This is a genomic window from Psychrobacter proteolyticus (assembly GCF_038155145.1).
In the GTDB taxonomy this organism is placed as follows: domain Bacteria; phylum Pseudomonadota; class Gammaproteobacteria; order Pseudomonadales; family Moraxellaceae; genus Psychrobacter; species Psychrobacter proteolyticus_B.
In genome coordinates this window covers 1-581 of record NZ_JBAKAY010000020.1, presented here as the reverse complement: position 1 = coordinate 581, position 581 = coordinate 1, and the positions used below count along the sequence as shown (strand labels likewise).

At 53.0% G+C, this 581-nt stretch carries 1 protein-coding gene; it reads right to left on the bottom strand.

The genetic code is table 11. The features are described from left to right. A partial coding sequence (locus V6252_RS12845) for an Ig-like domain-containing protein (RefSeq protein ID WP_341610711.1) occupies positions 1 to 581 on the bottom strand: 581 nt, incomplete at both ends.

The following is a 581-nucleotide window of genomic DNA, read 5'->3' as shown; positions in this document are numbered from 1 at the left end:
TGGGTCTAGATCATTTTCAGGATCGCTGTCGTTACCAACCACGTCTACCACAACAGGGCTACCTGAGGTACCTGACTCACTGTCATTCTCGGCAACAGGCGCTGTTTGTGGGTAGTCGATGGTGACGGTGGCCTCATTTGAGGTCAAGCCTGTTACATCATCAACGGTGTAGCTGATTGGTGTTGGATCTGCGGTAAAGCCTGCTTCTGGTGTGAAGGTAATCTCACCTGTTGCGGCATCAACACTCCACGTACCTTCGCCTGGTACCACCACCGATTTTCCGTCAGCAGCAATGGTGCCGCCTGCTGGTGAGGCGGTGATGATGACAGTCGCTGGGTCTAAGTTGTCTGCCTGGCCATCGTTACCGACCACAGCAACCACAACAGGGCTACCTGAAGTACCTGTTTGCGTATCATTGACAGCTTGCGGATAATTGATGGTGACGGTGGCCTCATTTGAGGTCAAGCCTGTTGCGTCATCAACGGTGTAGCTGATTGGTGTTGGATCTGCGGTAAAGCCTGCTTCTGGTGTGAAGGTAATCTCACCTGTTGCGGCATCAACACTCCACGTACCTTCGCCTG